At 40.2% G+C, this 21,881-nt stretch carries 24 protein-coding genes; 11 read left to right on the plus strand and 13 right to left on the minus strand.

What is annotated here, in order from left to right; all coding sequences use genetic code 11:
• The first annotated feature begins 280 nt into the window (after window positions 1-280).
• From NSTC745_RS13620 to NSTC745_RS13645, 6 genes are all read left to right on the plus strand, one after another.
• A complete protein-coding gene (locus NSTC745_RS13620) occupies window positions 281-2,140 on the plus strand; it encodes an NAD(P)H-quinone oxidoreductase subunit F (protein ID WP_445637616.1) in 1,860 nt (619 codons plus the stop codon).
• Between the two features lie 68 nt (window positions 2,141-2,208).
• Entirely contained in the window at window positions 2,209-2,946 is a 738-nt protein-coding gene (locus NSTC745_RS13625) for a carbonic anhydrase (RefSeq protein WP_445637617.1), read from the plus strand.
• A gap of 97 nt (window positions 2,947-3,043) precedes the next feature.
• Complete coding sequence (locus tag NSTC745_RS13630; RefSeq protein WP_445637618.1) at window positions 3,044-4,546, plus strand: NADH-quinone oxidoreductase subunit M; 1,503 nt, start codon at window positions 3,044-3,046, stop codon at window positions 4,544-4,546.
• Between the two features lie 30 nt (window positions 4,547-4,576).
• Window positions 4,577-4,897, plus strand: a complete 321-nt coding sequence (locus NSTC745_RS13635; RefSeq protein ID WP_445637619.1) for a hypothetical protein — start codon at window positions 4,577-4,579, stop codon at window positions 4,895-4,897.
• On the plus strand, window positions 4,884-6,191 hold the full coding sequence (locus NSTC745_RS13640) for a CO2 hydration protein (RefSeq protein WP_445637620.1): 1,308 nt from the start codon (window positions 4,884-4,886) through the stop codon (window positions 6,189-6,191). The genes NSTC745_RS13635 and NSTC745_RS13640 overlap by 14 nt, the downstream gene beginning before the upstream one ends.
• Before the next feature lie 270 nt (window positions 6,192-6,461).
• Entirely contained in the window at window positions 6,462-6,761 is a 300-nt protein-coding gene (locus NSTC745_RS13645; protein WP_445637621.1) for an endonuclease domain-containing protein, read from the plus strand.
• A 243-nt stretch (window positions 6,762-7,004) separates the two neighbouring features.
• Here NSTC745_RS13645 and pcrA read toward each other — a convergent pair whose 3' ends face one another.
• From pcrA to NSTC745_RS13660, 3 genes are all read right to left on the minus strand, one after another.
• Window positions 7,005-9,329: a DNA helicase PcrA gene (gene pcrA, locus NSTC745_RS13650; RefSeq protein WP_445637622.1), complete on the minus strand. Its 2,325-nt coding sequence runs from the start codon at window positions 9,327-9,329 to the stop codon at window positions 7,005-7,007.
• A 155-nt stretch (window positions 9,330-9,484) separates the two neighbouring features.
• The gene (locus NSTC745_RS13655; protein ID WP_445637623.1) at window positions 9,485-9,841 is read right to left on the minus strand and encodes a type II toxin-antitoxin system PemK/MazF family toxin; all 357 of its coding nucleotides are present in this window, start codon (window positions 9,839-9,841) and stop codon (window positions 9,485-9,487) included.
• Complete coding sequence (locus NSTC745_RS13660; protein WP_445637624.1) at window positions 9,835-10,065, minus strand: hypothetical protein; 231 nt, start codon at window positions 10,063-10,065, stop codon at window positions 9,835-9,837. The genes NSTC745_RS13655 and NSTC745_RS13660 overlap by 7 nt, the downstream gene beginning before the upstream one ends.
• Window positions 10,066-10,180: 115 nt before the next feature.
• Between NSTC745_RS13660 and NSTC745_RS13665 the strand changes: the two genes are divergently transcribed.
• Window positions 10,181-10,948: a DsbA family protein gene (locus NSTC745_RS13665; RefSeq protein WP_445637625.1), complete on the plus strand. Its 768-nt coding sequence runs from the start codon at window positions 10,181-10,183 to the stop codon at window positions 10,946-10,948.
• Window positions 10,949-11,423: 475 nt separating this feature from the next.
• Here the strand turns inward: NSTC745_RS13665 and NSTC745_RS13670 are convergent, their stop codons facing one another.
• From NSTC745_RS13670 to NSTC745_RS13685, 4 genes are all read right to left on the minus strand, one after another.
• Window positions 11,424-12,281 (minus strand): glutathione S-transferase family protein, encoded by an 858-nt coding sequence (locus tag NSTC745_RS13670; RefSeq protein WP_445637626.1) that lies wholly within the window; start codon window positions 12,279-12,281, stop codon window positions 11,424-11,426.
• Window positions 12,250-12,717, minus strand: a complete 468-nt coding sequence (locus tag NSTC745_RS13675) for an acyl-CoA thioesterase (RefSeq protein ID WP_445637627.1) — start codon at window positions 12,715-12,717, stop codon at window positions 12,250-12,252. Before NSTC745_RS13675 ends, NSTC745_RS13670 begins: the two co-directional genes overlap by 32 nt.
• 111 nt (window positions 12,718-12,828) lie before the next feature.
• The gene (locus NSTC745_RS13680; RefSeq protein ID WP_445637628.1) at window positions 12,829-13,218 is read right to left on the minus strand and encodes a tautomerase family protein; all 390 of its coding nucleotides are present in this window, start codon (window positions 13,216-13,218) and stop codon (window positions 12,829-12,831) included.
• A gap of 4 nt (window positions 13,219-13,222) precedes the next feature.
• Window positions 13,223-13,810 carry a TetR family transcriptional regulator C-terminal domain-containing protein gene (locus tag NSTC745_RS13685; protein WP_445637629.1) on the minus strand — a complete coding sequence of 196 codons (588 nt, stop codon included), beginning with the start codon at window positions 13,808-13,810 and terminating at the stop codon, window positions 13,223-13,225.
• Between the two features lie 422 nt (window positions 13,811-14,232).
• Between NSTC745_RS13685 and NSTC745_RS13690 the strand changes: the two genes are divergently transcribed.
• Window positions 14,233-15,030: a sulfite exporter TauE/SafE family protein gene (locus tag NSTC745_RS13690; protein WP_096534817.1), complete on the plus strand. Its 798-nt coding sequence runs from the start codon at window positions 14,233-14,235 to the stop codon at window positions 15,028-15,030.
• A gap of 188 nt (window positions 15,031-15,218) precedes the next feature.
• Here the strand turns inward: NSTC745_RS13690 and NSTC745_RS13695 are convergent, their stop codons facing one another.
• Window positions 15,219-15,887: a cadmium resistance transporter gene (locus tag NSTC745_RS13695; RefSeq protein ID WP_445637630.1), complete on the minus strand. Its 669-nt coding sequence runs from the start codon at window positions 15,885-15,887 to the stop codon at window positions 15,219-15,221.
• 204 nt (window positions 15,888-16,091) lie between these two features.
• Between NSTC745_RS13695 and NSTC745_RS13700 the strand changes: the two genes are divergently transcribed.
• A complete protein-coding gene (locus NSTC745_RS13700; RefSeq protein ID WP_445637631.1) occupies window positions 16,092-16,787 on the plus strand; it encodes a cadmium resistance transporter in 696 nt (231 codons plus the stop codon).
• A 167-nt stretch (window positions 16,788-16,954) separates the two neighbouring features.
• Here the strand turns inward: NSTC745_RS13700 and NSTC745_RS13705 are convergent, their stop codons facing one another.
• The 4 genes from NSTC745_RS13705 to NSTC745_RS13720 form a co-directional block, all read right to left on the minus strand.
• Window positions 16,955-17,200 carry a hypothetical protein gene (locus NSTC745_RS13705; RefSeq protein ID WP_445637632.1) on the minus strand — a complete coding sequence of 82 codons (246 nt, stop codon included), beginning with the start codon at window positions 17,198-17,200 and terminating at the stop codon, window positions 16,955-16,957.
• Entirely contained in the window at window positions 17,197-17,367 is a 171-nt protein-coding gene (locus NSTC745_RS13710; RefSeq protein WP_445637633.1) for a hypothetical protein, read from the minus strand. The genes NSTC745_RS13705 and NSTC745_RS13710 overlap by 4 nt, the downstream gene beginning before the upstream one ends.
• A 187-nt stretch (window positions 17,368-17,554) precedes the next feature.
• Entirely contained in the window at window positions 17,555-18,517 is a 963-nt protein-coding gene (gene cysK / locus NSTC745_RS13715) for a cysteine synthase A (RefSeq protein ID WP_445637634.1), read from the minus strand.
• A gap of 227 nt (window positions 18,518-18,744) precedes the next feature.
• The gene (locus NSTC745_RS13720; RefSeq protein ID WP_445638598.1) at window positions 18,745-19,227 is read right to left on the minus strand and encodes an RrF2 family transcriptional regulator; all 483 of its coding nucleotides are present in this window, start codon (window positions 19,225-19,227) and stop codon (window positions 18,745-18,747) included.
• Between the two features lie 202 nt (window positions 19,228-19,429).
• Here NSTC745_RS13720 and cysE point away from each other — a divergent pair, with 202 nt between their 5' ends.
• Together cysE and NSTC745_RS13730 are read left to right on the plus strand one after the other, a co-directional pair.
• The gene (cysE, locus tag NSTC745_RS13725) at window positions 19,430-20,155 is read left to right on the plus strand and encodes a serine O-acetyltransferase (RefSeq protein ID WP_445637635.1); all 726 of its coding nucleotides are present in this window, start codon (window positions 19,430-19,432) and stop codon (window positions 20,153-20,155) included.
• Between the two features lie 207 nt (window positions 20,156-20,362).
• Window positions 20,363-20,953, plus strand: coding sequence for a Crp/Fnr family transcriptional regulator (locus NSTC745_RS13730; protein WP_445637636.1), 591 nt, complete (start codon window positions 20,363-20,365; stop codon window positions 20,951-20,953).
• A 27-nt stretch (window positions 20,954-20,980) separates the two neighbouring features.
• On the opposite strand, the gene NSTC745_RS13735 is transcribed toward NSTC745_RS13730, so the two are convergent.
• Window positions 20,981-21,625, minus strand: a complete 645-nt coding sequence (locus NSTC745_RS13735; protein ID WP_445637637.1) for an NIL domain-containing protein — start codon at window positions 21,623-21,625, stop codon at window positions 20,981-20,983.
• Window positions 21,626-21,881: the final 256 nt, after the last annotated feature.

Raw genomic sequence — 21,881 nt, forward strand, 5'->3', positions numbered from 1 at the left:
ACTAATGATGACTATTGATTAATGCCACGGTCGATTCATAGATAAATAACAATAGCTATTATTTTTTGCTTCAATACCATATATATAAGATTTAGTTACCATAATTATCTTAGATTTATTTAAATAAAGTAATTCCATTTGGACGCAGATAACGGTAAGCTGTTTCTAACAAAATTAAATAAATATAAATTCGCGTTAGTTGCGAGTGCTGGAATTACAGGGATCAACGCAAGTTGATTTAAAACGGCAAAATTGGAATGAAATATATAGAGGTTTATTCATGGCTCAGTTTCTATTGGAGACTGTTTGGCTAGTCCCGTGCTATGCCTTAATAGGGGGATTATTGGCTCTGCCTTGGTCGCCGGGGATCATTCGCAAAACAGGCCCAAGACCGGCGGGTTATGTCAACTTGTTAATGACATTTTTGGCATTCCTACATAGTCTCATTGCCTTACAAGCAACTTGGAATCATCCACCCCAAGAAGTATTCATTCCTTGGTTATCTACAGCTGGTTTAGATTTGACTATTGCTTTAGACATTTCTTCCATTAGTGTCGGGGCTATGGTAACAATCACTGGGTTGAATTTGCTGGCGCAAATCTATGCCATCGGCTACATGGAAATGGATTGGGGTTGGGGACGCTTCTATTCCTTATTGGGATTATTTGAAGCTGGACTTTGCGCCCTTGCTTTGTGTAATAACTTGTTCTTCAGCTATGTAATTCTAGAAATCCTGACGCTGGGAACTTACCTATTAGTTGGCTTATGGTTTAGTCAGCCTTTGGTGGTTACAGGTGCTAGAGATGCTTTCTTAACCAAACGGGTGGGAGACTTGTTCTTACTCATCGGTGTGTTAGGGTTATGGCCTTTAGCTGGAACTTGGAATTACACAGAATTAGCCGAGTGGGCGACTACAGCCGATGTTAACCCAACAGTCATTGGATTGGTGAGTTTAGCTTTAATTGCCGGGCCAATGGGTAAATGTGCCCAGTTCCCGTTGCATCTGTGGTTGGATGAGGCGATGGAAGGCCCTGTTCCCAGTACGATTTTGCGGAACTCGGTAGTAGTTGCCAGCGGTGCATGGGTGTTGATTAAACTGCAACCGGTGTTAAGTTTGTCACCAATAGTTTCCTCAGCAATGGTGGGGATTGGTGCGGTTACGGCCTTGGGTGCTTCGTTAATTGCGATCGCTCAAATCGATCTTAAACGCTGTCAATCCTATTCTGTCAGCGCATACATGGGTTTAGTATTCATCGCTGTGGGAGTGCAACAAGAGGAAGCAGCATTATTGTTAGTCCTTGCGAACGCCATATCCGCAGCACTATTGGTGATGAGTACTGGCGGAATTATCTGGAATAGCATCACCCAAGACGTAACCCAACTTGGCGGACTGTGGAAACGTCGCCCAATTTCTGCAATCGCTTTTATTGTCGGCAGTTTGGGGTTAATTGGGTTTCCGCCACTGGGTAGCTTTTGGGCGCTGATGGAATTGGCAGATGGGTTGTGGGAAACTCAACCTTGGTTAGTCGGAATAATCATTGGGGTAAATGCTTTAACCGCAGTGAGTTTAACTAGAGAATTCGCTTTAGTTTTTGGTGGTAAAGCCAAACAAATGGCTCAGCGATCGCCTGAAGCTCACTGGCCGATGGTTCTACCGATGATGATTTTACTTGGCTTTAGTCTAAATCTACCTTTTGTGTTGCAAAGCTTATCACTTTTACCAGATTGGGTAGACCTAAATAAAGATGTGGCACTACTTTTAAATTGGTCGAGTATTTTTGGTTGCACTATCACTGGCGCGATCTATTTCAGCAATATTCCCAAACCAATTCGTTTGCCTTGGAAAGGTTTACAAGACTTAATCGCATACGATTTTTACACACCCAATATCTATCGGATGACGATTATTTTCACCGTTGCCCAAATTTCGCAACTTGCCGATATGATTGACCGCTTTGTAGTCGATGGCATTGTTAATCTTGTCGGTTTATTCTCCCTTTTGGGTGGCGAAAGTCTCAAGTACAGCACCTCTGGTCAAACCCAGTTTTATGCCTTCACCGTACTGTTAGGAGTGGGTGTTTTAGGAATGTGGGTAAGTTGGCCATTTTGGGGCGTACAGTTCTTAGATTTGATTTTCTAAGATTGACACATTTGGGTGGTTAAGACTCGTTTTTTAGAAGCAGATTTTAATAGTGTGAGGAGAATGATATGAGCATACAACAACCCAAAATCAACGTTTCCCGAAGAAATTTGCTCAAGTTTGGTGCAGGTGCGATCGGTACAAGTGTAGTAACTGCTGGACTTGGTTCAAACTTAGTTGCACCGGAAAAATCTGTAGCACAACAACCTCCGGCAAAACCAAAAGAAGAAGAAATAACTCCCGATAAAGCACTCCAAGAATTACTAGATGGGAACGATCGGTTTGTTAAAAGCAAACGTAAAAACCCCCACCAAAGTTATTCACGTTTAGCCGAAGTAGCCAAAGGCCAAAAACCGTTTGCTTCTATTTTGAGTTGTGCAGATTCGCGAGTTCCTTCGGAAATTGTCTTTGACCAAGGACTTGGAGATTTATTTGTCTGCCGTGTAGCTGGTAATATTGCCACACCAGAAGAAATTGGCAGCCTAGAATTTGGCAGTTTAATATTAGGTACAAAAGTGATTTTGGTGATGGGTCATGAAAGATGTGGTGCTGTAGATGCCACAATCAAAGGCGCTCAAGTACCAGGAAAAATTGGTACTTTAATTGAGGCAATAAAACCAGCTTTAGAAAAATCAAAAGATCGACCAGGTAATCAGCTAGAAAACGTTTGTAAAGCTAATATCTTGTTGCAAATTGAAAAATTGAAATCATCGCCAGTTTTATCTCAATTAATCGAGACAGGCAAACTCAAAATAGTCGGTGGTTACTACGATTTGGATACTGGTAGAGTTAGCCTGGTTAGTTAGTTTTTTCATCCATTGTCATTGGTCATAAGAACAAAGTAAAACTGACCAATGACAATGGACAGCGGACAACTGGCAAAGAACAAAGGACAAAGTTATCATGTTAAGTGTTTTAATTTGGCTACCAATTCTATCTGCTATATTCATAGCAATATTACCTGCAAATATCCCTAATCATCGCATTCGTTTAGCAGCACTATACTTTTCTGGAATAGTTTTTGCATGGAACGTTGCCATCCTGTTGAAATTTGATATCAACAATCCAGCAATGCAATTCCAAGAGTATTTACCTTGGAATGAAACCCTTGGTTTGAATTATCAATTAGGCGTTGATGGACTTTCTATATTAATGTTGGTGTTAAATAGCTTGCTCACTTGGATTGCTATTTACAGCAGCAGTAGAGATACCGAACGTCCCCGGTTGTTCTACTCGATGATTTTATTAGTGAGTGGAGGAGTTGCAGGTGCTTTTCTAGCAGAAAACTTACTGTTATTCTTCTTGTTCTACGAATTAGAATTAATTCCCTTCTACTTACTAATATCTATTTGGGGAGGGGAAAAACGGGCTTATGCTGGAATTAAATTCCTGATTTATACGGCTGTTTCGGGAGCATTAATTCTGGCAACATTCTTAGGTATGGCCTGGTTGAGTCATTCTACCAATTTTGCTTTTGATGCATTCTCTACAGAAAATCTCTCAATCACAAAGCAAATCCTTTTACTAGCAGGAATAGTATTAGGTTTTGGCATCAAAATTCCTTTGGTTCCCTTCCATACTTGGTTACCGGATGCTTATGTTGAAGCTTCAGCGCCAATTGCCATTCTTCTAGGCGGCGTGTTGGCAAAGCTAGGAACATACGGACTATTGCGATTTGGGTTGGGTATGTTTCCCCAGGCTTGGAGTATTATTGCACCGACTTTGGCAATTTGGGGAGCAATCAGCGCTATCTATGGGGCGGTAATTGCGATCGCTCAAAAAGATATCAAGCGCATGGTAGCATACAGTTCCATCGGTCACATGGGTTACGTATTGCTAGCTAGTGCCGCCAGCACTCCCCTGGCACTCGTTGGTGCAGTCGCCCAAATGTTCAGCCACGGTATCATCCTAGCCATCCTCTTTCATTTGGTGGGAGTTGTGGAAGCCAAAGTCGGTACCCGCGAGTTAGATAAACTCAATGGTTTAATGAGTCCCATCCGTGGTTTACCTTTAATTAGTGCCTTACTCGTTTTAAGCGGTATGGCTAGCGCTGGTATTCCCGGTTTAACAGGATTTGTCGCTGAATTTATCGTCTTTCAAGGCAGCTTTTCTGTCTTTCCTCTCTCGACAATTTTGTGTGTAGTAGCTAGCGGCTTAACCGCAGTTTATTTTGTCATTCTTCTCAACCGCACATGTTTTGGCAGACTTGATAACTTAGCCTACTATCCCAAAGTTCTTTGGTCTGAGAAAATCCCAGCATTAATTTTGGCAGCTTTTATCATCTTTTTGGGAGTACAACCCACTTGGTTAGTGCGTTGGAGTGAGTCCACAACCACAACAATGGTGGCTGCAATTCCCTCCATAGAAAAAACTACCATCTCTCAAGTACCACTGGAGTATAAATAGGAGTCAGAATTCAATGCTTAACGCGTACCTTTGTTAACAGTTGTTTTTGTCCAAATAGTGTGGTGGTTGGTGAATTTAGTCAAATATGGTAAACCCGCCAGCTATCACACTTACTCAGCAAAAGTTTGGGTAATTACTCTTTTTATTGCCATTATTGCTCTGTTTGGCTTTAATTATGCCGGAGTAACTTTATGGATAACTTGTATAGCTGGCACAATTTATAGCATTGAAGAAATAGCGATGACGCTAATATTGCCAGTTTGGACACATGATGTTTTAAGCATTTTTCACGCGTTGAATATTCGTCAAGAATTAATAACACCAATTAGCGATTACCATGACAGCAATTAAAACAGCTACTAAATTACCTCCTTCCACACATGAATTTGCTGAAGTAATTCATCGCCTAGAAGCTGGTGGTGCAATGTTACCCGATACCCCAGAAAATTTGATGCAAATTATCGGGTTATACAAAGCTTATGCTGTGCCAATGGACTTTTATTGGCGAGACTTACTTTATATTGCGGAAAACGTATTTTTAGATCCTTTGCCTTTCTTTAAATACTTCTTGCCCCAAGAGTATTTAGACTTACATAATCATTACGCTGGTGATGATGCCGATTTACGAATTTGGCGCGGCCAAGCTACAGCTCACCCAGAGCTTTTGGCATTTATTGAGAAAGGTGAAACTTTCAAAATGCCCAAGTTATTGCATCACTTATTCCACGATCGCATTAACATGGAATTTGCCGAAGCTTGTATGCGGGCAATGTTGTGGCACCGGGGTATGGGCGGGCAATTTGACCCTTACCTAGATTCCGACGAATACAAAGCCAACGCCGATAGGGCAATTAAAGCTTACTTCCAAGGCAACCCAGCGATGCTGGCACTTTACAAACTGTTCCCCGATATGTTTTTGGAACAGTGCCGCCAGATGTCATACTACGCCAACTTGGGCTTGTTCTGGGAAGTCATGGCGCCTGTGTTTTTTGAAATGTCCGACCGCTATGACGAAGGCACCATCAGCACTGTCCCAGAAGCAATGAGTTTCTTAGTTAATGGTATATTTGCGATCGCAGGCCGTCCAATTTACCATCACGTTTATATTCGTGGCGAATGCTACGAAATTATCCCTAAATCTAAGGGTTTCATGTGGTTATATGAAGCAGCGTTACCCTACGTCGAAGCTGTTTTCTACCGCACCGCACCTTTTAGGGGGACAAAATCTTATAATGCCCAAGCACGTCAAGTACCAGAAGACCAAAAAGACTTTCACTATGGCATTCTTTACGCTGATGTATTTCCAGTAGGAACTGCTGGCATACCCCCCACATTATTAATGCAAGATATGTTGCATTTTTTACCCCCCTATCTTGTTGATTATTACAAACAACATTGCCGGGGTGAAGAAGATATGTTGATTCAGTTGGGAGTTAGTTTTCAACGGTCAATGTATTGTGTAACTTCTGCGGTAATTCAAGCCTTAAGAACTGCACTTTTATATCCATTAGATGACCCAAATCCCAAACATTTACAAGCCAATCGAGACTTCTTTGAAATGCAGCTAAATCGCTTTACTCGTTCTGAATATAATATCCGTGATGCTGCGCGTTTGGGGAGTATTCAAAGGCAAGATTATCGATAGGAGATCCCCCCAACCCCCCTTAAAAAGGGGGACTTTTTTATGCTTTTTTTCCTATTAGTGTATTTACGGTTTCACCTAATAATAACTTTAGACTAAATTCAAAGTATTTTTTAAATAATCAACACTCTAATCCCCCCCTTTTTAAGAGGGGTTAGGGGGGATCTTCGCCGTCATTTACAAATGTCTAACCAAAAAAGCTTACTCAACTCAGATTTTCACTTACCCTACAACCCGAAACTTGTGGAAAGGGCAAAGTAACTGCGAAAAAACATGACCTCAGCAGAAAAAAAGCTGTGGAACAATTACCTAAAAAACTTGAAATTTCGGGTTTTAAAACAAAGACCAATTAATAACTTTATTGTTGACTTTTACTGTGCAAACTCCAAATTAGTAATTGAGGTTGATGGTGATAGCCATTTCACACAGGAAGGCAAAGATTATGATTCAGAAAGAACAGCCATACTAGCAGGTTATGGACTAAAGGTTATGAGATTTACCAACGATGATGTACTTAATAATTTTGAAGCTGTGTGTCAAAAGATAGATGAGGCGATAAATATCAACAGTTAGTTTAGCTAGAAGATCCCCCCAAACCCCCTTAAAAAGGGGGGCAAAAACCTCTCAAAGTCCTCCTTTTTAAGGAGGATTTAGGAGGATCTACGAGGATTTTGGTTTCCTACAGAGATGTGTGTACACCGTAGCCTTAAAAAGGGGGGCTTAATTACCTGCATTGAAAAGTAGACTAATTCTCTTGAATGCTGTTGGCAGTTAACAGTCAACCGTCAACAATCAACAGCGAATACAAAAACATATTTACTCCACTCTTTGTAACTGTGCTACTCTTGGGTCAATGATTTTTTGCCCCAAACTGGCAAATTTAATCGCTACAGACAACTTATTACCTGCTCCGAAAACGTGGGTTATTTCACCTAGACCAAAAGTTTTATGTAATACCCGATCGCCTACTTGCCAATTATGCGTTGTATCTGGCTTACTGCTTGAATTAGAAGCACTTTTGGTATAAGTTTGACGGCTTACGTGTTTGGTAGATAATAACTCTTCTGGTAATTCGTCGAGAAATTGCGATCGCACTGCGGGTTCGCGAGAACCATACAAACGACGTTCTCTAGCATGTGATAAGTACAACCGTTCTTGGGCGCGAGTAATACCGACGTAACACAAGCGGCGTTCTTCTTCCAAAGCTGCGGGGTCGCTTAGGGAACGATAACCAGGAAATAATCCTTGTTCTAATCCCACTAAAAATACTACGGGGAATTCTAGCCCTTTGGAGGCGTGTAAAGTCATCAATGAAACAGCTGTTTGTCCTTCTTTTAAGTTATCTAAATCGGAACTGAGGGCAGTACTTTGGAGGAATGCTGTTAGCGAAATATCTTCGTTTTCTTCTTGAAATTGCAATGCGGCGTTGTAAAGTTCCTGGACGTTTTGTACTCTATCTGTAGCTTCATCTGTGCCTTGATTCATCAAGTCTTGGACGTAACCAGAATCTTCTAATATACCTTGCAAAACTTCAGTTACCGGAAGCGTGCCGATTTGTCCTTGCCAACTGCTAATCATTTCGGCAAAGCTATTTACAGCTTTTGTTGCCCTTCCAGCTAATGTATTAACTGATGTTTCATCGCTGAGTATTTCCCACAAAGTTGTGCCTAATTGTTGAGAGGCATTCACCAAAGCATCAATGGTAGTTTTGCCAATACCGCGCCGGGGAGTATTGATAACTCGCAATAAACTTACTGTATCAGATGGATTGGCGATCGCTCTTAAATAAGCAATTACATCTTTAATTTCTTTGCGATCGTAAAATTTCATTCCTCCCACAACGGTGTAAGGAATTTGATATTTAACTAGCAATTCTTCAAAGGGACGAGATTGGGCATTTGTCCGATAAAGTATGGCAAAACTACCCCAATTTAATTCAGGGTTTTTCTGTTCTAAATTGCGAATTTGACCAATTACAAAGTCAGCTTCTTCTAGTTCATTATCCGCTTTGTGAGAATAAATCTGTTCCCCAGCCCCCCGCGTTGGTTTGAGAATTTTATCAATTCGTTGGGTGTTATTTTCAATTAGTTCGTTAGCCGCTTGCAAAATATTTTCACAAGAGCGATAGTTTTCTTCTAGCTTGACCATCGTGCGGGTATCATCATCTGCCAAGCCATCGCCAAAATCATTCTGAAATTCTAGCAAGATTGTGAAATCTGCCATCCGAAAACTGTAAATAGATTGGTCTGCATCGCCGACAACAAAAACTGAGCGATTTTGCCATTCCCATTCACTCTTTTTGGTTTCGCCATTAGTTACCAATAAGTTAATTAATTGATATTGAGTCCGGTTAGTATCTTGGTATTCATCTACGAGGATATGGCGAAACTTGCGATGCCAATAATCTAATACTTGTTCGTTTTGTTGAAACAATCTAGTAGGTACGAGAATTAGATCGTCAAAATCCAGAGCATTGTTTTCTGCTAACTTATCTTGATAGCGATTATAGACATCAGCAATCACCCGCCCGCGATAATTGGGTTGGTCGTTTTCAAATTCTTGGGGCGATAAGCCTTGGTTTTTGGCGTTACTAATAGCGTACCGAACAGAACGAGCGTCAAATTTTTTATCGTCTAAATTTAACTGTTTGGTGACAATTTCTTTAATGATACTTTGAACGTCAGATTCATCAAATATAGAAAAATTACGATTCCAACGACGTCCTTTTTCGTCTTGATATTTTTCAATATCAAAACGGAGAATCCGAGAAAATAGACTGTGGAAAGTACCGCACCACAAATTTTTAATAGTCTTTTTGTAAACTTGCGATCGCAATTGCATTTGTTGGTATTCTGTCAACAAATCCAACCGTTGACCGTGTTGTTTCATTGCTTCTTCTTGGGCAAACAGCCGTTGAATCCGGTCTTTCATTTCCCGTGCGGCTTTGTTGGTAAAAGTAACCGCCAGAATATTTTCCGGATCGACACGGTGTTTGAGAATCAGATTAGCAATGCGGTAAGTTAGCGCTCGTGTTTTACCCGAACCCGCACCAGCAACAACTAGCAACGGGCCGCAGTAATGCTCGACAGCTTGGCGTTGGCTGGGGTTAAGGTGACTGAGAAAGTCAATGGTTGTTGTCATGGATGTGAAAAAGCGATTGCTAGGCGTCACATCAATAAAAGTGTGGCTATTGCCCAGGTTACAATATCCTAACCAAACTTGGTTAATAAAGATTGTCAGGCAATGTTGTTAACCAAAATGATACTTTATCACGATTGAGGAAAGTTGACACAGGATTAGCTTTCTACCGATAATCCTAGAATTGTAATGAGTGCGATCGCTAACTCTCCCATATAGCTATCATCCAAATGACCAATTACCTTAACAATTCTGGATTTATCTACAGTTCGCACCTGTTCGCAAAGTATTACAGAGTCTTTATTTAAGTTCCCAACTCCCGCTGGAACAAATACATGAGAAGGCAAAATTGCACGTCTAATTTTAGTAGTAAAAGGCGTAACGATAGTATGAGGGCTGGCAAAATTAGCTCTATCAATTTGTACAATTACTACAGGTTTGATGCCGGCCTGTTCTGTACCTATTACTGGATTAAGATCGCATAACACTACGTCCCCTCGTTGAAACTCTACCACTGGATTTCTCCTTTATTAAGACGCTCTTCATAATCTTCCAAATTTTGCAAATAGTCAGAAAAATCTGATTCCACTATTTCTGCTTCTTCTGTAAACTCCGTCCAAGATGGCTGAAGAGTGCTGTTATTTTTCATCAGTAGGAAGTCTATGAAGTCATTCACTTGTTGAAGCAGCGGCTCAGGTAGTTGACGAATCTTGGCTATAGTTTCTTCGTGTACGCTCATTTGACCTGGGGATGATAATCATCGTGCATCTATGTTTATAGAGTAGCTTCAACCAGTTCTAAATTTACACATCTGTGGCAATACTAAGAGAATGTTGATTTTTCACAGCTTTTGTATGGCTACATTCTTTAGTTGGTTTAGACAATTACTTCAATATCTGCGTACCTTGCCAGCAATAGGTATACTATGTTTGCTTATCGCTTGGTCACTTCCTGCACAAGCCGCTACCCGCATCGACGCGCAACTAGAACAGCAAGTATTACAAATTATCCGCGAACATCCAGAGGTAATTATCGAATCTGTTCAAGCATATCAGCAGCAACAACAACAGAAACTTAATCAAGTGCGGCAAGGATTTTTACAGGATTTAAAAACAAATCCTCAAACAATAATTGGTGAGTCTCCAACTACAGGTTCAACTAATTCAAAAATTGTGCTGGTGGAATTTTCAGATTTTGAGTGTCCTTACTGTGCTGAGGCGCATAAAACTTTGAAACAATTATTAGCAAAGTACCCAGACAAGATAAAATTAGTTTACAAGAATTTACCGCTTACTTCAATTCATCCTCAAGCATTGCCAGCAGCAACGGCAGCTTGGGCAGCACACCAACAAGGAAAATTTTGGGAATATCATGATGCCCTGTTTGCGAATCAAAAGCAACTGAGTGAGACGCTGTATTTAGATATTGCTAAAAATCTAAATTTGGATTTGGTGAAATTTAAACGCGATCGGACTATTGCTACTCCGGCAATTCAAAAAGATATTCAGCTAGCGGAAAAATTAGCTGTTGCTGGCACACCTTTTTTTGTAATTAGTACTCCAACTATTTCACGAGTAGTGCAACTACCAGACATCGAAAATATATTGGCTAATACTAAGTAAATTTGTGTGTTCGCTGATGAATAAAAGAGACGTTGCAATGCAACGTCTCTACAATCATTTTTATACATGCGATCGCCAACATACTAATTCTGTTTAGTTATTACTTTTACATAAAGAATCAAGAACAAATCATAAAGGATAAATGACTAATAACTTTAAATTTAATGATGTCTAATAAACAGCAATAAACTGGCTCAATATATACTGAGTAACTATCTATATTCATACTATTGGTTTAGATAAATACTTGGTTTTTTAACATAAACTGCATCTTTAGTTAGAGGCTGAATGTATCAGCAACTGTTGTACTTGAAGCAAGTGTAAGGAGTAGCTTTATGAGGAGTAAGGGGGAGAGATTTTCCTAACTCCTCATGTTCTTAAAAATATGATAACTTCACGGAGTTAGATAAAATTTAGTACTCAAACATTGCAATAAATTACTGATATTTCACATCAAAAAATCGCGTATGACTTGTTATTTGCTCTTATTGTCTTTATATCTACGCAACCTCACCAAAGCTCTAACCCGCCCTTTAAATAGTTCAAATTCTTCGGCGCTTAATTTAGTTTTCTGCCATGCCGGACGTTCCATCAAGCGATCGCACCACTCATGTATTTTGGTGTAATTATTAAGATTAATACCTAAATTAGGTAATGAAAGTACGCCCACTCCCGCAACAATATCCGCTAAAGTTAACTGTTCGCTACCAAAAAAAGATCCATCGCCAAGCACTTGTGTAAAAAAATTCAGTACCTTATCTATATGCTCCCTTGCTTGTGCAGCTTGTGGTGAATCTTCGCTTTCATAAATAAGTGAAACTATTTGTGGAAATAATTCATTACCAGTGACTAATTGCACCATCCTCACTGTAGCTAATGCTTGAGGTTCAGAAGGTAGCATCGCAGGTGTGGGATATTTAGTTTCTAAGTAATCCATAATTGCCAGAGATTCCACAACTCGAAAACCATCATCCACCACAACCGGAATATGATGAAATGGGTTAGTTTCCACAAATTCTGGTTGTAATTGATCGCCATCCAACTTTATTAAAACTGGTTCAAAAGAAATCTCTTTTTCCAGTAAAGTCAGCCACACACGACGAGCATTTGGCGAGATAGGATTGTAGTAAAATTTCAGCATTTTGAAGCCTTGATAAATAACTTGAAGAAGAATACAGAATTCAGAATCAAGAGGCTCTCTACGAGACGCTACGCGAACGCGGACACGGCGAATCGCTGCTCTATCAGTTTTCATCTCGTAGGGTGTGTTATGCCGCAGCACCATGTTAAATAGTGATGTTTCATATACTGAATCCTGAATTCTGAGATTCATCCTGAATCAGTTGCTGATAATGAAAATATTTCTTCTGTAATTCTTCTGGAATTCTAATCGGGCGACCATTTTGCAAACTAATAAAAGCACCTTTTTGTGTAGCTACTGCTGCTAACTCATCGTTAGATAAAATTTCAGCTTTCACAGTCCATTTTAAGCGGCCTACATGACTCAACCATAAACGCCCAATCACGCGATCGCTAATTTTTATCGAACGTTTATATTCAATTTCTGTTCCAGCTAAAATAGGTGCGTATCCTTGCTCAATTTGTTGATTGAGTTGCCAATGTTCATCTAAAAATTTTAGACGTAGATCCTCTAGCCATCTGATATAAACAATATTGCTCACAATTCCTACAAAGTCGATATCATACGTCTTCACAGGAATTGCTAATACTACTTCTAATGGTCTCTGTAATTTCTCATCTACTAACATAATTTCTCCTCAATAAAATACTTTTACAGACCAATCGGTCTTTAAAACAGAAAAATTATCCTTCTTAGAGAATTGCGGTCAATTCTTTAAGCTGAACTAATTAGGTTAATTTTAAACTTCTACTTTGTAGTTTAAGACTAACTCATCACCAGGTAAACCTCTAATTCCCCAGTTATGTTTAGGTGTTTCAAAAATTGTAATTTCAATATCTGTAAGAGAAATATTCAATTTTTCATGAATATTTTGAATCAGGAGACGAATTAGTTGTTTTTTAGTTTCCACCGCCCGTCCCTCAAATATACTAATTTCAATAATCAGATAATTGTTAGATCGATCGGGTGGATAATAAAAGTCTGATTCGTCAAGTGGCAAAAAACGGTGAAATCTCTTATCAGGAGGAAGCTGCAAAATCTCGATCGCACAGTCATGGATAATATTTGATAGCTTTGCTTTAATCGGATTTAATCGATCTCCTAAACCATATACCTTGATTTGCGCCATATATTTAAAGGTGAGTTTTCATGTATTGATTGAGATGATTAATTACCCTGTGCATGTGAATTGAATCTCCATAAAGCTTGCTCATCATCACGGCTCCTTCTAAAGTTGCAATGATAATGCTAGCAATTTCATCAGCATCCACATCAGGACGAATTTCACCTTTTGCTATTCCCGTTTCAATAATTCGACGAATCAGATTCAGCCAAGAGTTCATCGCTTGTTGAGCGCGATCGCGCAAAACCGGATGAGTATCATCACTCTCAACAGCAGTATTTAGCAATGGACATCCCCCCTTGATAGGTGGATTTTCTGCAAAGCTGCTAAAAACTCCAATTATCGCTTGCAGCCGTTCCACTGCATGGCGTTTGTTTCGCAGAGCCGTTCTAGTATGCTCTTGGATGCGAGCGATCGCAAACTCAAAAGCCTGGAGCGCTAAATCATCCTTGCTTTGGAAATGATTATAAATTCCTCCTTTCTGCAACCCAGTGACACGCATAATGTCAGACATCGATGACCCTGCATATCCCTGCTGATTAAACAGTTCGGCTGCTTGCTGGAGAATTCTGCTTTTTGTTTCTTCACCTTTAGACATGAAAATTACCGACCAATTGGTCTGATTTAAAATACCATTATCAAATTTATAAGTCAAGTATTTTTCAATATAGAGTATTCAAGGCTGTTGACCGTTGACTGTTTAACAAGCAGTCAATAAATTATTCTGTCCATACCCCATAGTCAATGCCCCATACCCAATGCGCCATTCACTATACAAACCAAATACAGTAGACGTTCGTTCCTAATTGCTATTAAAATACGGTAAGCTAGTCGGATTACCGGGTTTTATGTGTAAAACTGCAAACAAATTAGTTAGGAGTCGTAATTCAGTAATCGGTGAACAGTGAACAGCTATCAAGGCTTAGTTTGCGGATTTTAACCCAGCTTAGTCTCCTCACTGATAACAATACTGCGATCGTGCGGACACTTGATAACTGATTCTTGAAATTCCCGAAGAATATGCACTATCTACTATTACCATTTTTAAGCTTCTTCGTTGGCATCATTGTTGGTTTAACGGGAATTGGCGGAGCCTCTCTGATAACCCCAATGTTGATTTTTTTCTTTCAGGTTCCGCCTTCCATTGCTGTGAGTTCTGATGTTGTGGCTGCCACACTAATGAAGATTGTCGGTAGCGTCAAGCATTGGGAACAGAAAACCCTTGACACAGAAATTGTCAAATGGCTGGCATTCGGGAGTGTTCCAGGCTCACTGTTCGGTGTAGGAATTTTGCACTTCATTAAACTTACCGGCGAGTATAACCTGGATCGGATTTTGCTTCGTTTGCTTGGGGTGATGATTCTCCTAGTCACCTTGTTAGCATTAGTACAATTGTTGCTATTGACTTTTTTCCCTAAGTTTAATTTACCCGAACTACCAAAATTAGACTTAGAAACTAACTTTGGTCGTTTCCAAACAATGACTTTGGGAGCAATTTTAGGCTGCTTAGTTGGCCTGACAAGCGTCTCCTCTGGTTCAATGTTTGCCCTAGTAATGATTGCATTTTTCCGTCTTGATGCCCGTAAGTTAGTCGGTACAGACATTTCACACGCAGCGATTTTGTTGCTGTTTACCTCCTTTGGACACCTCACCCTTGGAACAGTTGATTGGAGTCTAGTAGTGCCTATTTGGTTAGGTTCTGTTCCAGGAGTATTACTAGGTGCTAAAGTCTGCCAATTAGCTCCACAACGCCCACTACGGTTTATTATTTATGCAATCTTGATGATGGTGAGTTGGAAATTAGTTCATCAAGTTTGAAGGGAATGGGGAAGTGTGGGAAGGCAGGGGAAAAGGTTAAAGGTTAAAGGGAAAAGGAATAAATTTAATCTTTCCCCTTTTCCCCGGTTGGTGAGCTTGCCTGTCCTGAGCTTTGTCGTTGGCGAAGCCTCTCGTAGAGAAGAGTCGAACCATACCCCTTTCCCTTTCCCCATACCCAATGCCCAAATTTAAAATCTAAAATCAATCGGTAATAGGCTAAATGTGCCTCGTTCATACATAATAAATACACCCAACGCAATTAATACAAAAGGTACGAGAGCGTGACCATAGCGACTTAAAATATTCGCAATGGTAGGTTGACGGCTTAATAAATAAGCGATCGCACACCAAACCCCTACCATGATAAAAAATATACCCAAAATCACTGCCAAACTCGTAAAATTCTGACCGGCAAATAAGGGGATATATATACTAATATTGTCACCACCGTTAGCGATCGTTACTGCTGCAACCTTATAAGTTTGGGGGTGCAAAACACTCAAAATAAAAGTCAATATCGGGTTAGCAGGTGTAGTAGGCTGCCTAAAATCAGTGCTTACTGTCTGAACTGTTATACTTTCTTCTTTTTTAAATACTAATTGCTGAACACCAATTCCTATTGGTAACAGTCCTAATAATCCTATCCATTCTCGCTGGATCGCTAAACCACCAAAAAATCCTGGTAAACTAGCAATGATAATGGCTGAAAAACCTAAATATTGACCGAGTAAGATATGCCGCCGTCGAAAATTAATATCTACTTGTGAGAAAAATACTAATAAGATAATGATGTCATCAATATTGGTCGCTGTAAAGGCAATGATTCCTTCAGTGAAAGCTGTTACAAGCTTACTCATGCTCGATGCAAATAACACACAATTTATGTAAGAATTCAGGAGTCAGAAGTCAGAATCCAGAACGATCGAAAAATCAAGCTTGCTATGGCTTTGTCATTTTATTAAGCTGATTCAGCTTAGTATCCTTAGTATCAAAGTATTTTGAATTCTGAATTCTGGATTCTGAATTCTGAATCCTTACTAATTTATCACTATACCAAGTTAATGTCCTGGAATAACTATGTTACTGCAATTAGTACAGGGGTAATTACATTTATTGCCACTAATATTGATGATATTGTTATTCTTTTGTTATTTTTTTCTCAAATAAATTCTAATTTTCGTCCTCGGCATATAGTTACTGGTCAATTTTTAGGTTTTACATTTTTGGTAATCCTGAGTCTTTCTGGTTTATTTAGTGGGTTAGTTTTATCAAAAAGCTGGATTGGATTACTTGGTTTGCTACCAATTGCCATAGGTATCGACAGTTTAGTTAATCGGGAAGAAGATTCATCAGAAGAAATTTTAGAAGAAACCGAAGAATATCAAGTAACAATAATTCCTAATTTGTTATCTCCTCAGATTTACAGCGTGGCAGCCGTTACGGTTGCTAATGGGAGCGATAATATTAGCGTCTATGTGCCATTATTTGCTAGCAGTAACTTAGAAAGTTTTGTGGTAACTATAATAATGTTTTTTATCTTGTTAGGAATTTGGTGCTACGCAGCATACAAACTAACTAAGCAAAAAATCATAGCTGATATCTTAACTCGCTACATCAACCATGTTGTGCCTTTTGTGCTTATAGGATTAGGCGCTTTTATTGTATTAAAAAGTGAAGCTTTGAGTCTGATAAAATTAGTCGCTAGTTGTTTTTGTTTGGTAATTTTAGTTAAAAATAATGAAATTGAAGAAAATTAAAGTACTTAACCTACTATAAGAATACGATTTGATTATTGAAAAAATCTAAGTATGTGTAGGGTGTGTTATCAAGAAAGAATTTATAACAAAGCACAACCCTGTGAAAAATTTTTCACAGGGTGTAGGACTAGCGGTCTGTCATTGAAAAAGAACTCAGAAATCAGAATTTATAAGCCACTCCCACCATTGCGGTCGCGCAGTATCCGCAAAATTTCATTGAGTAATTGGCTATGGTTGTTCAGAATTTGGGTGTGGCTGTTGAGAATTTGAGTGTGTTCTGTTTGAGTGTTAAGGATTTGGGCGATCGCTACTTGGCTTGTACCTATTGTCCCTGTTAGTAATTTAAGTGAATTTACCTCAGATTCAAGAGTGTCCAGACGCGAGTAAAGGTCTTGGATTTGTGATTCTGTCATGCTGATTTTTCCTGATGATTCTGCTGTGTATGGTCATCAATTGCTTTTTTGGTTAAAGCCAAAACCAAGCTAGGAACCGTTCTGTAATCTTTATCTGCCCATGCTTGTAAAATTTTGTACTCTTCGTCTGTCACACGAATTGTGATAGTTGGTTTTTTAGAAGGCATAGTGTAGCACTTATCAGTTTTTATAGCGAGTAATTATAATTATCCTTCCTGAAAACAAATAGGTTGGATTGTTGATAAGTGTTTTATCCGCTCTTATTTATCTACAGGTGCAACACCTGTCAGATAGTATAACACCATGAAAGCAATCGCTCCATAACACAGTAAAATCCAAAATTCGTCTATGGAATCAAACTTTGCTCAACCACTCATTTTCCTCTGGGTCTTTAAACAGTGAGGTACTGAGGTAGCGTTCGCCGAAGCTAGGTTGCACCATAACGATTAGCTTACCTGCATTTTCTGGTCGCTGTGCGACTTGAATAGCTGCATACAAAGCAGCGCCAGTAGAAATGCCAGATAGCAATCCTTCTTCTTTTGCTAGGCGACGGCTGTAGGCGATCGCTTGCTCATCTGCTACCTGAATCACTTCATCTACCAGTTCTGAACGATAAATCGCTGGGACAAATCCCGGCCCGATACCTTGGATTTTGTGAGGCCCTGGCCTACCACCAGCTAATACCGGACTACTTATTGGTTCAACTGCGATCGCTTGAAAACTTGGCTTGCGCTGCTTAATAACTTGGGATACTCCTGTAATCGTCCCGCCAGTACCGACTCCCGCCACCAGAATATCCACCTCTCCATCGGTATCGTCCCAAATTTCTTCTGCGGTGGTTTCGGCGTGAATTTTGGGGTTTGCAGGGTTGCGAAACTGCTGCAACATATAAGCATTGGGGGTTTGAGCTAAAATTTCCTCTGCACGAGCGATCGCTCCTCGCATCCCTTCTACCCCTGGCGTTAACTCTAGTTGTGCGCCGTATGCTCTGAGCATGGCTCGCCTTTCTTGGCTCATTGTGTCAGGCATCGTTAGAATAAGATGGTAACCTTTAGCGGCTGCCACCATCGCCAAGGCAATTCCTGTATTCCCAGAGGTTGGCTCCACTAAAACCGTCTTTCCAGGGTGAATCAAACCTTTTTCTTCTGCCGCGTCCACCATACTTGCGCCAATCCGGTCTTTGACAGAAGACGCTGGATTCATGCTTTCTAGCTTCACCACAATTCGAGCAACCGCTCCCGAAGCTTGGGGAATCTTGTTTAATTGAACTAAAGGAGTCCGTCCGATTAATTCTGTGATATCTCTTGCGATCCGCATATAAGCACTCCTTTGTCAAACAATTTTCGATGAAAGGATTTTAGATGGACTTCATACCTGTCCGTTGCCAGTTAGCTCTTTTTAGGTAGGAGCTTGAGTAAAGAATCCTAGATTTGGGATGAGAGAATTGTTCCACAAATAAAGCAAGCTTGTTCAAGAACCTTTCTAGATTTTAAGTTTTGAATGAACAATCAAAAATTTGAAATCTCAAATCTAAAATTCGCTGACTAAATGTAATACATCGGACTTTGCTGAGCGCGAATTTCCCTTTCCTGGCACAAATCTTGGAGCGTATAGCGACCCAAAACTTCAATTGCACCGGCATTAGCTTGCTCCCAGATTTCATAAACCAGAGTCCTTTCCAGAGTGGGAGATTCAGAGGTATCTTTCTCTTTGCGCTCACCTTCAACCAAAGTCACAATTTCTAGCAGAGTGATCTGCCAAGGTTCGCGAACTAAGATGAAACCTCCTTTAGAGCCACGTTGACTCTGCACCACACCAGCACGCCGGAGGTTGGTCAAAATTTGTTCCAGATAGCGCTCAGGTATGGGTTGTTTAGCGGCGATTTCACTCATGGTCAGAGGAACTTTTTTCCCGTGGTGGCTTGCTAGTTCTAAAAGTGCCAGCAGCGCGTATTCCACTTTGGAAGACAGATCGAGGAGAGAGTAGTTTTGGCTATTCAAGACTGTACTCAATATACTACGGTTAATTGGGGGATTTATCGCATTTTAGGCGAAATTTATTTTTTCCAAGTGTCGGATGTGATAGCATCCCACTTATGACCTAAAAAACACTATAATCTATCGACTTACCGTAGTTTATCATTTAAGAAAATTCCCATGAATACTAGATTTTTGAGTGGGAATTATCTGAGTTTGGGAAATCCAAAAATCAAACGAAAACTCAAAAAATATGCTACTAACTGATTTGCGAACCATTTTTGAGCGAGATCCAGCAGCGCGTAACTGGATAGAAGTATTGTTCTGTTACCCAGGATTTCAGGCGCTACTGTTTCATCGAGTAGCACACTGGCTGTATAAAATTGGAATTCCCTTTCTACCCCGATTTATTTCTCATATTAGTAGGTTTTTAACTGGAGTTGAAATCCATCCTGGGGCATTAATTGGCAAGGGAGTGTTTATTGACCACGGGATGGGAGTAGTGATTGGCGAGACAGCGATCGTCGGCGACTATGCCTTGATTTATCAAGGTGTTACCCTTGGTGGTACTGGCAAAGAAAGTGGCAAGCGCCATCCGACTTTAGGTTCTCATGTGGTTGTGGGAGCCGGCGCCAAAGTATTGGGAAATATTCAAATTGGCGATCGCGTCCGTATTGGAGCAGGTTCAGTAGTGCTGCGAGATGTACCCAGCAACACCACCGTTGTCGGGATTCCAGGGCGCGTGACTCGTCATAACAATTTATCTGGCAATCTAGATCATGATAAAGTCCGGGACGTTGAAGCCGAAGTCATCCGAGCTTTATTTGAACGAGTCAAAGCTCTAGAAAAACAGTTAGACGAATTAGAAGATCGACCGAGCCTCTTGCCAAATGAGCTTGGCGACGAACAAATCGACAAACCCAAGTGCAATAATTCTGACGGCATGATTGAAGATTTTCTCGATGGTGCGGGAATTTAGGGAATGGGGCATGGGGAGATGGGGAGATGGGGAGCAGGGGAGCAGGGGAGAGTTTTTGTACAAGTTCTTTCTCTTCCACCCCTCTGCCCCTCTGCCCCCCGCCCCTTGCCCCTCTCTAAAAACATTAATAATTTCAATATGCACAAGCTTTTATAACCTGATATATATATACTACGGTTAGTTTACCAAAAAACAGTATTATGCATTATGGTTTCTTTATACACAAATCTTACTAACTTACCAAGTAATAATACTAAGCAAGTTTTTGCGCGTCGTTCATTTCTGCCAGAGTATCCAAACGCTCTTTGGAAGATTGAAACAGGTTTTGTCAGGACTTTTACTTATCTGGAAGATGGTACAACTGTTGCTCTGGGATTGTGGGGCCCTGGAGATGTTGTGGGTAAAGCTTTGTCAAAATTAGAACCTTATCAGATGGAGTGCTTAACTAAAGTAGGGGCGACAGTCTTACCTGTAGAGGAGTGGACTGAACTCACACAAACTCTACTTAGCCATATCCAACAGGCTCAAGAATTGATGGTAATTCGTAGCCATAAAAAGGTGGATACCATGCTCATCAAGCTATTAGCATGGTTATCTAAAAAGTTTGGTTCGGAAGTTGAGAAGGGGCGTTTAATAGATATGCGTCTAACTCATGAAGACCTTGCAGAAATGCTCGGCTCAACTCGTGTAACCATAACTCGCGTTCTTGGCCAATTTGAGCAAGAGGGCTTGATCGATCGCCTCTCCCTACATCGAATTGTCCTACGAGAAGAAGACATTTGGTACTACGAAATTTAGGTTACTTGCTAATTCTGACTTCTGAATTTAGCGATCGCCATAGACGCTAGATAAATCCAACCAAATCGGTAGTCCGAGTTTTTCTAAATAACTCAGGCTGGAGTAGAGTTGCTTTGTTCTACCCCATAAATCTAAATCAAACCAGCCATCATCTTGGCTGTCGGGTTGAAGTATAGCGCTGGTGATATTGACTGTTAGTCCATAACGAGAAACTAACTTGGAAATCACTGGTTGTTCGTAGTAGGTTTTCAACACACACAGCTGCAAGCGCAATCGATTGGTCTGACCTAGAGACATCCATTGTTGAAATTGTTCTTGCCATCGATCTGTTAGCCATGCAGAGTCTTTAGGGCTGAGTTTGTAAGCTGAATCTGGAAAGGCTAGGGAGTTGTCGGTGGCTTGAATTTGGTTGGCGATCGCTAGTTGTACTAGATTTACTCCCAATCCTTGTAAGTAAGATAGGCTATTTGTCAGCTTTTGGGGATTTCCCGAAAGTTCTAAATCAAACCAGCCATCGCTTTGACTATCTAATGTCAAGGATGCAGCTTTGATATTGACGGTTAAATCATAACGAGACACCAGCCGCGAAATGACAGGTTGTCGATGATACCGCCCAGGCACGAGAATTCGACTGTGGACTGAAGCAGGTTTTACAAATTTAGTGGCAGACATAATACCATTAGTGTGATTTCAGTCTTACAATGATTTTCATCCTTTTAGCTTCGATCAAAATACGGTAAGTCGATAGATTTATAGTATTTATTGTGATGTAAAGGAGAGTCTCATAAAGTCCAGAAAAAAACAATGAGTAAATTTACGTAAAATATGCTCAATTTATGTAAAGTAATTGTCCGCTAAAGAATTGACAGATTAATTTATATGTGATGATGGTGTCTTGATAAGAATTAAGTGTTTCCAAAGATTGAAA

The organism is Nostoc sp. DSM 114161 (assembly GCF_052692665.1).

Excerpts from the sequence above, each read along its gene's own strand:
- NSTC745_RS13620 (WP_445637616.1), top strand. The coding sequence starts at position 281 with ATGGCTCAGTTTCTATTGGAGACTGTTTGGCTAGTCCCGTGCTATGCC.
- NSTC745_RS13625 (WP_445637617.1), top strand. The coding sequence starts at position 2,209 with ATGAGCATACAACAACCCAAAATCAACGTTTCCCGAAGAAATTTGCTC.
- NSTC745_RS13630 (WP_445637618.1), top strand. The coding sequence starts at position 3,044 with ATGTTAAGTGTTTTAATTTGGCTACCAATTCTATCTGCTATATTCATA.
- NSTC745_RS13640 (WP_445637620.1), top strand. The coding sequence starts at position 4,884 with ATGACAGCAATTAAAACAGCTACTAAATTACCTCCTTCCACACATGAA.
- NSTC745_RS13645 (WP_445637621.1), top strand. The coding sequence starts at position 6,462 with ATGACCTCAGCAGAAAAAAAGCTGTGGAACAATTACCTAAAAAACTTG.
- pcrA (WP_445637622.1), bottom strand. The coding sequence starts at position 9,329 with ATGACAACAACCATTGACTTTCTCAGTCACCTTAACCCCAGCCAACGC.
- NSTC745_RS13660 (WP_445637624.1), bottom strand. The coding sequence starts at position 10,065 with ATGAGCGTACACGAAGAAACTATAGCCAAGATTCGTCAACTACCTGAG.
- NSTC745_RS13665 (WP_445637625.1), top strand. The coding sequence starts at position 10,181 with ATGGCTACATTCTTTAGTTGGTTTAGACAATTACTTCAATATCTGCGT.
- NSTC745_RS13670 (WP_445637626.1), bottom strand. The coding sequence starts at position 12,281 with ATGAATCTCAGAATTCAGGATTCAGTATATGAAACATCACTATTTAAC.
- NSTC745_RS13675 (WP_445637627.1), bottom strand. The coding sequence starts at position 12,717 with ATGTTAGTAGATGAGAAATTACAGAGACCATTAGAAGTAGTATTAGCA.
- NSTC745_RS13680 (WP_445637628.1), bottom strand. The coding sequence starts at position 13,218 with ATGGCGCAAATCAAGGTATATGGTTTAGGAGATCGATTAAATCCGATT.
- NSTC745_RS13685 (WP_445637629.1), bottom strand. The coding sequence starts at position 13,810 with ATGTCTAAAGGTGAAGAAACAAAAAGCAGAATTCTCCAGCAAGCAGCC.
- NSTC745_RS13690 (WP_096534817.1), top strand. The coding sequence starts at position 14,233 with ATGCACTATCTACTATTACCATTTTTAAGCTTCTTCGTTGGCATCATT.
- NSTC745_RS13695 (WP_445637630.1), bottom strand. The coding sequence starts at position 15,887 with ATGAGTAAGCTTGTAACAGCTTTCACTGAAGGAATCATTGCCTTTACA.
- NSTC745_RS13700 (WP_445637631.1), top strand. The coding sequence starts at position 16,092 with ATGTCCTGGAATAACTATGTTACTGCAATTAGTACAGGGGTAATTACA.
- NSTC745_RS13705 (WP_445637632.1), bottom strand. The coding sequence starts at position 17,200 with ATGACAGAATCACAAATCCAAGACCTTTACTCGCGTCTGGACACTCTT.
- NSTC745_RS13710 (WP_445637633.1), bottom strand. The coding sequence starts at position 17,367 with ATGCCTTCTAAAAAACCAACTATCACAATTCGTGTGACAGACGAAGAG.
- cysK (WP_445637634.1), bottom strand. The coding sequence starts at position 18,517 with ATGCGGATCGCAAGAGATATCACAGAATTAATCGGACGGACTCCTTTA.
- cysE (WP_445637635.1), top strand. The coding sequence starts at position 19,430 with ATGCTACTAACTGATTTGCGAACCATTTTTGAGCGAGATCCAGCAGCG.
- NSTC745_RS13730 (WP_445637636.1), top strand. The coding sequence starts at position 20,363 with ATGGTTTCTTTATACACAAATCTTACTAACTTACCAAGTAATAATACT.
- NSTC745_RS13735 (WP_445637637.1), bottom strand. The coding sequence starts at position 21,625 with ATGTCTGCCACTAAATTTGTAAAACCTGCTTCAGTCCACAGTCGAATT.